Origin of the sequence: Stecheria intestinalis, from assembly GCF_009696165.1 — a bacterium.
In the GTDB taxonomy this organism is placed as follows: Bacteria; Bacillota_I; Bacilli_A; order Erysipelotrichales; family Erysipelotrichaceae; genus Bulleidia; species Bulleidia intestinalis.
Genome location: NZ_VUMN01000014.1, coordinates 60857 through 69848 on the forward strand (window position 1 = coordinate 60857; position 8992 = coordinate 69848).

The window sequence follows — 8992 nt, forward strand, 5'->3', positions numbered from 1 at the left end:
TCAAGACCTTATCTATTATACCACAAAACCCGCATGAACTGGCGCTTTCAGGCGGTTTTCAGACCCTCTGAACCAGCTTGAAAAAACCTATGCCGATCACCCTCATAAAACATCATGCATGCATATACTCTGAATGATAAAAAAAAAGGAAACCGGAATCACCGATTTCCTATTGCCTGTCACAGACCAGCTCTGTCAGCTGTCTTTTCTGCATCTTCCAGAATCCGATCGAACTTATCAATAGCCTGATTGATCGGTGCCGGCGTCGTCAGATCCACACCAGCATGTTTCAGCTCATCAATCGGATACTGACTGCTGCCCATGGAAAGAAACTCCAGGTACCGCTTCACAGCCGGCTCTCCTTCTTTBAGGATTCCTTCAGAAAGCGCTGCGGCAGTGCTGTATCCAGTCGCATAAACATAGACATAGAACGGAGAATAGAAATGAGGAATTCTTGCCCATTCATACTGAACCTCATCATCCATCGTCAGTTCTTCTCCGAAATACAGTCTGATCAGGTTCTGATAAACCTGATTCAGTGCTTCTGCATCGAGAGATTCTCCGCGCTCTGCCATCGCATGTGCTTCTTTCTCGAATTCGGCAAACATCGTCTGCCGATATACCGTGCCCTTGAATCCTTCGAGGTACTGATTCAGAAGCGCCAGACGCTTCATCGGTTCCTGTTCCCTGCTGAGCAGCTGTTCGATCAGAAGATTCTCGTTGACCGTAGAAGCAACTTCTGCCACGAACATCGTATAGTTCTCATACCATACCGGCTGAGTATGTCTGGTCAGCCAGGAATGAATGGAATGACCCATCTCATGCGCAATGGTGGAGACACTGTCCAGCGTGCCGGTGAAGTTCGTCAGAATGATCGGATTGCTCGTATAGCTGCCGGAAGAATATGCACCTCCGCGCTTGCCCTTATTCGGATACACATCAATCCAGTGATCCCGGAATGCCTGCGCTACCGTATTTCCGTATTCCGTTCCTAACGGCTTCACAGCTTCCAGAACCATCTTCTGGGCTTCTTCATACGTATAATGCTTTGTATCACCCTTCACTAACGGTGCATACAAATCATAGTAATGAAGCTCATCCACTCCCAGAAGCCGCTTTCTCAGCCGTTCGTACCGATACATTGAATTCATGCGTGCATGAATCGTATCGACGAGGTTGTCATAAACCGATACCGGAATATGATCACTCTCCATCGCCATTTCTCTGGAACTGGAATAATGACGGGCAGCAGCTTCAGCGGTTGCCGTCTTCACAGCCCCGGTATAAGTCGCAGCGAACGTATGAATATGTCCCTTGTAGGATGCATAGAAATTACGGAATGCATTTCTGCGCAGCACCCGGTCCTGGCTGTTTTCCAGCAGGATGTAATTGGACTCGGTAAGCTCATGCTTCACGCCAGCAGAATCTTCGGCAGCTTCAAACGTCAGATCCGCATCCATCAAGGCTCCCGCCGCATTTGAGCTTGCCGCAAATGCTTCGCCGAATCCGGCAAGCAGCTGTTCTTCTGATGCGGTCAGCGTATGTTTCTTGCGGCGGATCAGATTCTCAAGATAGAATGCATGGTCCTTCAGACAATCTGCAGTTCTGATTATCTCGAGCTCTGCATCACTGAGACTCAGAATCTCTGGTTCTGCAAAGCTTGCTGCGGACATCATCTTCACATAGAGTCCGTATGCCCGGCTGTACATCGCCTGCGCTTTGCTGTCCCGCGTATCTTCATCATGCCTGGAGCTTGCATAGACAAACAGGTTCTCCAGCCTGATCTCAGATTCTGCTTCTTTCTTCAGATATGCTGCAATGGTCTCTGCATCTTTCAGCTTGCCGCGATAGAAAGAAATCTCATCCAGGTCTTTTTCAAATTCTGCAAATGCAGTTTCCCATGCTTCATCATTCACAAAGAAACTGGACAGATCCCACTGGAATTCAGGATCCATCTCTCTGCGTTCTTTTAGTTCTTCACTCATATCTTTCCTCTTTCTCACATATAGGTACGTACCGGAAGAATCAGCTCAATCACGCTGGAATCATCTTCTTCCGTGATGATGAACGGCTTCATGACTCCCGTAAAGGAAATCTTCACATTCTCGCCTTTGAAGATTCTCAGCGCATCCATCATGTACTGACCCGAGAAGCTGATATCAAGAGGATCTCCTTCATAGCTCACTGCATTCAGTACTTCATGGAACTCGCCGATCTCCTGGCTGCGGTTGGACAGAGAGATATCATCTGCTCCGGTCATCTGCAGATTCATCGTCGAGATGTTATCCGTCTTGATGAACGCTGCTCGATCCAGCGCATCCAGCAGCACCGTTCTGTTGATCAACATGGTCCGCGTGAAATCGTTCGGAATCAGACGATTCGTATCCGGGAAGTCTCCTTCCAATAGCGTGGACTGCAGCATCACTTTGTCATTGGAGAACTGGATTTTCTTGTCATTCAGCGCCACCTTCACGGTCTGATCTTCTGCGAAGATATTCTTCACTTCATTCAGAGTCTTGGAAGGAACCGTGATCATGAACGGATCCGAAGCAATCGGAGCAGTTCTTCTGGAAAGACGATAGGAGTCGGTACCAGTGCATACAATCTCCTTGCCATCCGAATTGAAGTTCACGCCCGTCAGGACAGGTCTTGTCTCCTTGACTGCAGCAGCGAAGACTGTCTGTGTGATGAACTCATTCAGCGTTCCGGAATTGATCTCGAACTTCGTGGAAGGTTCGCTGAAGTCGATGGAAGGATAATCCTCCGGACGGATGCAGTTGATCTTGTATTCTGCTTTATTTCCTTCGAAATGCGTCAGCGTTCCATCGATGATCTCAATCTTGATCTGATCGCTGTCAATCTTCTTGACGATGTCCATCAGGAATCTGGATTCAATGACAATCGATCCTTCTCCGGAAATGCTGAGACCAAGATCCGGATCCTTTTCGTTACTCAGAGTCATCTGAATGGAAATCACTGCGTTGCTTGCGGTCAGCAGCAGCTCGTTATCACTTGCAGTAATCAGGATTCCAGTCAGTGCAGGAACCGGTGAATTGGAAGAAATTGCTCTCGACGCAATGGTCAGTGCATTGTAGAACTTATCCCTGCTGATCTGGAAATTCATTTCGCTCATAGTTTCGCCTCCATGTCTTGCGCGCATGTATATATATTCTTTTCTGGTAAATCATCATTATTAGGACTGTGGAAATTGTGGAGAACCTGCAATTATGACGGTCCGATGGGCTTATTTTAGCATTCCGGCCAGTTGATATAAAGTGGACGGAATCGTGGATAATCAGCTGCCCAGCTGTTTTCTGATCTCCTCGACGGCTGTTGCCATTGCAGTATCTTTCCTGATCTGCTTCTCGACTTTGGTACAGGCACTGATTACCGTGCTGTGATCTCTGCCGCCGAATTCTTCTCCGATCTTGATATAAGAGAGATCCAGAAGCTTCCGGCACAGATAGATGGAGATATGTCTCGCATTGGAAATATTCTTTGTTCTCGTCTTGCCGGTGATCTGCTGTCTCGTCAGACCATAGTAGTCTGCGACAGCCTTGATGATCTTTCCAGGAGAAAGACCGGTTTTATCTGATACGACTGCCTGATTCTTCAAGGCATTGACGACGGTTTCGAACTTGATGCAGCTCTTATCTTCCTGGAACATGATGGCATAGAACAGAACCCGGTTCCATGCCCCTTCCAGGTCTCTGACATTGCCGGAGAAATTGCTGGCAATATAGGCAAGCCCTCTCTCATCGACTTCTTCAATATTATTGCCGCTGTTCTTGATCTTCATATTCAGGATCGCCAGGCTGGTCTCAAATTCGGGCGAATCGATGCCTACGGACAGACCGCTGGAAAATCGGCTGATCAGACGATCTTCCAGACCTTTGATCTCTTTTGGCTGACGATCGGAAGCGATGCAGATCTGCTTGCGGTTATTGACGAGTTCGTTATAGATGGAGAAGAACACTTCATGACTCTTCTCTTTTCCCGCCAGGAACTGGATATCATCGACCAGCAGCACATCCATGCTGCTCATATACTGCTTGAACGCATCGATCTTATTATTCTGAATGGCTTTGACTACCTTATCCACGAACTTCAGCGATTCAATATAATAGACCTTCTTATCCGGATAATTCTTCTTTACATAGTTTCCGATCGCCATCAGGAGATGTGTCTTGCCGAGACCGGAATTTCCATAGATGAAAAGCGGATTGAAATACTTGCCGGGATTATAGGCACAGGCAAGTGCTGCCGCCTGAGATTCCCGGTTGCAGTCGCCGACCACGAAATTATCAAACGTACGATCCGGCTGAATCGGCATGGAAGCGAATTCTTCATCATTCGTTACTTCAGCAATGTCATCTTCAGTGACCTGAGAATGGCGCTGGAAATCAGACTCCTGAACGATTTCAACATTCAGAGGATGATCCAGATTCAGCTGTTCAATCAATGCAGACCCGATGAGTTCTGAAGACTGCGAGACAATCTGCTGAGCAATTATATTGGCAACTACAATGATTGCTTTCGTATCATTCAGCTCAGCCAGATGCGCAGTCCGGTAAAACGCATTGATGATCTCCGGTTCTACTTTCTGGTTTGCTATCAGATCATTCAGTGTCTGATCCCAGAGATCGCTCAGATACTGATCACGGCTTCTGCTCATAAAAAAATCCTTCTTGCATATCAAATGAATGGAATTGATGCAGATCTATCTTAGTCCCGGCTGTGGATAAAATCCACAGCAAAAATGTTTATAACTTTTTTCTCCACAATCAAATATATGTTAAATATACAGCATAAATAAGGCTTTTCTGAAGTTATCGACAGTTTTCCACAACTTTTGCGGTGGAAAGATTTGTGGAGAATCTCTCCACGATGTTGAAAACCGATGAAAATGTTGAAAAGTCTGAGAAACAGAAAAATCTTCAACAAGTTCTGCACATCGAAAAAGCCTATGATTATGCGATTATTTGAGAAAACAACAGTTTTCCACAATTGTGGAAAACTGAAACTCAGACATGGCTGATTCTTTGTTGAAAACTGTCGTAAAATACCCTGGAAAACAGATTCGAAATGTGGAAAAACTGGCATATTCATGCGGAATTGCGAAATGTGGAAAAAATACATGCACTTAACAGAAGACGAAAATCTGCGAACATGGTTATAATGGTGATGACGAGGTAACAGCAATGAATAAAATCTCATTCGGTCTGGATTCAGAAAAAAATCCAGTCTCCCTTTATACGCTGGAAAATGACAAGCTGATTCTGAAGGTATCTGATTTGGGGGCAACTATGGTGTCTCTGATCGATAAAAGCACAGGGATCGATATTCTGCTCGGCCATGATAATGCCGAAGGATATCTCTCTTCCGGCAGCCATATGGGCGGCTTTATCGGGAGGACGGCAAATCGCACCAGAAACGCCATGTTTGTTCTGAATGGAACGGAATACCATATTCCGGCGAATCAAGGAAAGCATAATCTCCATGGCGGCTGGGGATTTGACCGCAGGCTTTATGAAGTCAGCGGAACTGATCATTCAATCTCTTTCCAACGCATCAGCAGAGATCAGGAAGAAGGCTATCCTGGAAATCTGGATGTCACCGTCACCTATACCCTTCTGGAAGATGAAGTTGAGATGAAGGTCACCGCATGCAGTGATCAGGATACGGTATTTGCCTTCACCAATCACAATTACTACAACCTCAATGGCATCGGACTTGTCTCTGATCATGAAGTGAAGCTGAATGCATCAGAATATGCGGATGATGATCCGGACGGACTTGCTCTGCTGCCTTTGAAACCAGTCGCAGGGACAGATTTTGATTTCAGGGAGTTCCATCCTCTTGCCCAGGCATTTGCATCAGAGGATCCGCAGATTCTTGCAAATAAAGGGATAGATCATCATTATGCAGTACCTGGCACCGGCATCCGTATGTTTGCTGAATGCCGTACGGACATCCTCGATCTGAAGATCTATTCAGATCTGCCAGGCATGCATATGTATACCGGAAATTATCTGGATGGTGAGATCGGCAAGCATCAGAAAGTCATGAAAGATCATGGGGCAGTATGCTTTGAGCCGGAGTATTTCCCGGATGCGATCAATCTCCCGGTAAGCCCGAAACCGATTCTCCATGCCGGAGAAACAAAGAGCTGGGTCATCCGGATGGAACTGAACAGACGTTAAAAAAAGAGGATCGCTCCCAACGTCATTAAGTTAAGAAAGAGGTTTACAGAGGAAATTGACAGTATTCTGTAGACCTTTTTCGAGATTGAATGGGCGGGCATTATGAAAAAACTATGGGATGTCAACTTGTAAGCCGGATTATCGGTTATAATGAAATTGCTTAAGAAAAGCGATAGTTGAAGGGAATTACAGACTGTGTGCGGACTTTCCTAGGGTCGCTGCGCCCAGGTCGTAATGGTAAGATCTCATTGGAGATCAATCCTTCAAGATCAGGTGGTGATGAGCCGCCTTTTCTTTTCATCAGAAGGTCACGAATGAGATGGATGGCCCTGGTCTTATTGATTACATACTCATATTTCCGTTTCTTCTTTGCCTTCCGCTTTGCCAGTTCCCGAATAATGATGGAAGAGAAATTATAGAGGATCGCTCGTGCCCAGATCTCCTGGAGAATGGAGGAACGTTTCCTGGCATGAACAGCAGAAAGATCTGAAGAATACTTCAGATGGCGAAAAGAGATTTCTTCCTGCCAGCGCAGGTGATACAGTTCTTTGATTTCAGCCGGGCTGAATTCTTCTCTAGGCAGATTAGTGATAATGCATTCATAGTCTTCGGTGCCATCCAGTTTGAAACGGACAACACGATACGAAACATCATAGAAAGCTTCCTCATCGAAGAAATCAAACGTCGAAGTATTTGATAAGATACGATACTTTTCAGGATGTAATTTAACGTCATATGTTTGTTTAGTAGTAAGAATGGTCCTGATATCCAGATCAAATTCGGAATTTGGAAGGTTGAATTTGCGAAGCAGACTGGTGGAACCATGAATATCCTTCGTCCGGATCAGAAAGTACTTACCTGAACGGATAATGTGTTCCATATTATTCCAAGTGGGATAATTGCGATCGGCGACAAAGATCGTTTTCTTTTCCGGGAAACGTTCCGCCATTGTCCACATAGCTTTCTGCTCATAATAATGTGCTTTCCCTTGAATGATCATATCCACGTATCTGTTATTCAGAATGTCATAGGCAGCGTTGATATGGAACTGATTAGTACCTTTGACATCGGGGGCATTTGACTGATAAGTGTCCAGATCATCGGCGTCATATGGAATATTCAAATCGGAACCGTCAACGGCGATCAGACGATATCCCTTATACGTTTCTGTACATGGATAAGCTTTATTGAAGAGATGAAGCAGCTGTTCAAAAGCATCAGGCAGTACCTTGGATCTTGCCTGAACAAAGGCAGAGGCTGTCGCAGTGTTAATGCCGTAATCAAAATAATCCAGCAATTCCTCTCTGATCGGACATCCGGCCATGGAAATGATAAGCATAACAACATCGGGGAAAGACAGTTTTCTATTGCGTGTAAAATCACAATCCGTATCATTTACCAGATGATTGACAACTTTGAGCTGGTCCAGCCGCGCAATCTTGTTCTTCAGTGTGTCGTATCCAGTTTTTCAGCAAGCCGAATCCGAAAAAACAGCAAGCTCAATCCGATGAGACCGGCATGAGTCCTAGACCGCTTCAGATTGATCTGATTTCTGAACAGGAGGCAGTTTGGTGTTCAGAAATAGATTGGGATCAGAGTGCTTCTGGAAGTATCTTTTGTAAGTTCTGATAGAGATTACGCTTTCTCTCAGGAAGGCTTCCATCAGCGACGCTTCATGACGATAGCTTTTTAGCATAGCGATAGTCTCGGATCTTGCCTCACGCACGATGAGGTTTTTTTTTAACGCTGTCGGCGCTTCCGGAATCAGAGCTTCTTTCTTTTGTTCCGGAGGGCATGCCACCCGGGTTGTCAAAATAGTTCTGAATGATTCTCTGAATAAGCAGCTTCTGATCTGCAGGCGGCTCCGAGTTCAGCTTCAGAAGATCAGTATCGAGATAGCTTGTATCAAAGAACTTCAGCTCAATGCCCTTCTTCAGAAAGGAAAAGTACAGCGTGCAGGCATCCTCCGCATTGTCTGCAAGATCTGACAGCTTACATACCCATAACTGATCTCCGGCATTCATCATGGTAAGAAGCCGGGATACACATGATAGACGCATGGAACGCTCCATACCTTCCATTGGGGCAACCCGGGAATTTGCATGTCCTTTCCGGATCAGCTCCATCCTTCTGCTTTCCCGATGAAACACGGCATTGATATACTCGGCATTCTGGAATTTCGCTTTCAGAAGGAAATGAACCAGTCCGTTAGTAACACTGTCGTTTGGCTGCCTGTCGGAAACACTGCATAAGATCAGAATCATATCTCACCCCTTTATATTGATCATTATAGAATTGGCACTGAATTCAGTGCCAATTTTCCCCATTTGGCACCAAATTCGGTGCCAATCAGCCATGAGGTCTTCAAGATCGTCTGAACTTTCGGAATACTATCTTCAAGGCAGAGATTATGCAGAACAGTGCAGTGATTATCGGAGTAATCAGAATGAGGCTTCAGGGAATCTCCTACCCGGCGTGTCAGGCAAGGCATCACATAGGTTCCTGGACCGCCCAGGATATCATGAGGAAGTATCACAGTCTCGGAAGAAGTCTGGATGAGCTTGAGACAATGACCCCAGGGGAACTGGAGGAACTGTTTTATCCGCCGATGGACAGACAGCACCTGAAGATCTCACCTCCGGATTTTGAAGCATTGATCAAAAAGACTGAATCCCCAGGCAGAAAGGTATACGGAGAAGATCTGTGGGCAGAATATCATAAGCAGGAGCCTCGCGGGTTCAGCAGGACCATGTTCTATCTGAAATACCGAGAGTACCGAAGAAAAAAGT

At 45.7% G+C, this 8992-nt stretch carries 7 protein-coding genes; 2 read left to right on the forward strand and 5 right to left on the reverse strand.

The window, feature by feature from the left end; translation table 11 throughout:
- Window positions 1-179 precede the first annotated feature (179 nt).
- The 3 genes from pepF to dnaA form a co-directional block, all read right to left on the reverse strand.
- Entirely contained in the window at window positions 180-1985 is a 1806-nt protein-coding gene (pepF, locus tag FYJ51_RS07220) for an oligoendopeptidase F (RefSeq protein ID WP_154504532.1), read from the reverse strand.
- A 14-nt stretch (window positions 1986-1999) separates the two neighbouring features.
- Window positions 2000-3133, reverse strand: a complete 1134-nt coding sequence (gene dnaN / locus FYJ51_RS07225; RefSeq protein ID WP_235897249.1) for a DNA polymerase III subunit beta — start codon at window positions 3131-3133, stop codon at window positions 2000-2002.
- A gap of 162 nt (window positions 3134-3295) precedes the next feature.
- Window positions 3296-4675 carry a chromosomal replication initiator protein DnaA gene (dnaA, locus tag FYJ51_RS07230; protein ID WP_105302425.1) on the reverse strand — a complete coding sequence of 460 codons (1380 nt, stop codon included), beginning with the start codon at window positions 4673-4675 and terminating at the stop codon, window positions 3296-3298.
- A gap of 526 nt (window positions 4676-5201) precedes the next feature.
- Between dnaA and FYJ51_RS07235 the strand changes: the two genes are divergently transcribed.
- On the forward strand, window positions 5202-6203 hold the full coding sequence (locus FYJ51_RS07235; protein ID WP_154504534.1) for an aldose epimerase family protein: 1002 nt from the start codon (window positions 5202-5204) through the stop codon (window positions 6201-6203).
- Window positions 6204-6363: 160 nt separating this feature from the next.
- Here FYJ51_RS07235 and FYJ51_RS07240 read toward each other — a convergent pair whose 3' ends face one another.
- Window positions 6364-7653, reverse strand: a complete 1290-nt coding sequence (locus tag FYJ51_RS07240) for an IS4 family transposase (RefSeq protein WP_154504536.1) — start codon at window positions 7651-7653, stop codon at window positions 6364-6366.
- A gap of 268 nt (window positions 7654-7921) precedes the next feature.
- The gene (locus FYJ51_RS07245) at window positions 7922-8467 is read right to left on the reverse strand and encodes a recombinase family protein (RefSeq protein WP_154504538.1); all 546 of its coding nucleotides are present in this window, start codon (window positions 8465-8467) and stop codon (window positions 7922-7924) included.
- Between the two features lie 146 nt (window positions 8468-8613).
- Between FYJ51_RS07245 and FYJ51_RS07250 the strand changes: the two genes are divergently transcribed.
- A partial coding sequence (locus tag FYJ51_RS07250) for a hypothetical protein (RefSeq protein ID WP_205946235.1) occupies window positions 8614-8992 on the forward strand: 379 nt, incomplete at its 3' end.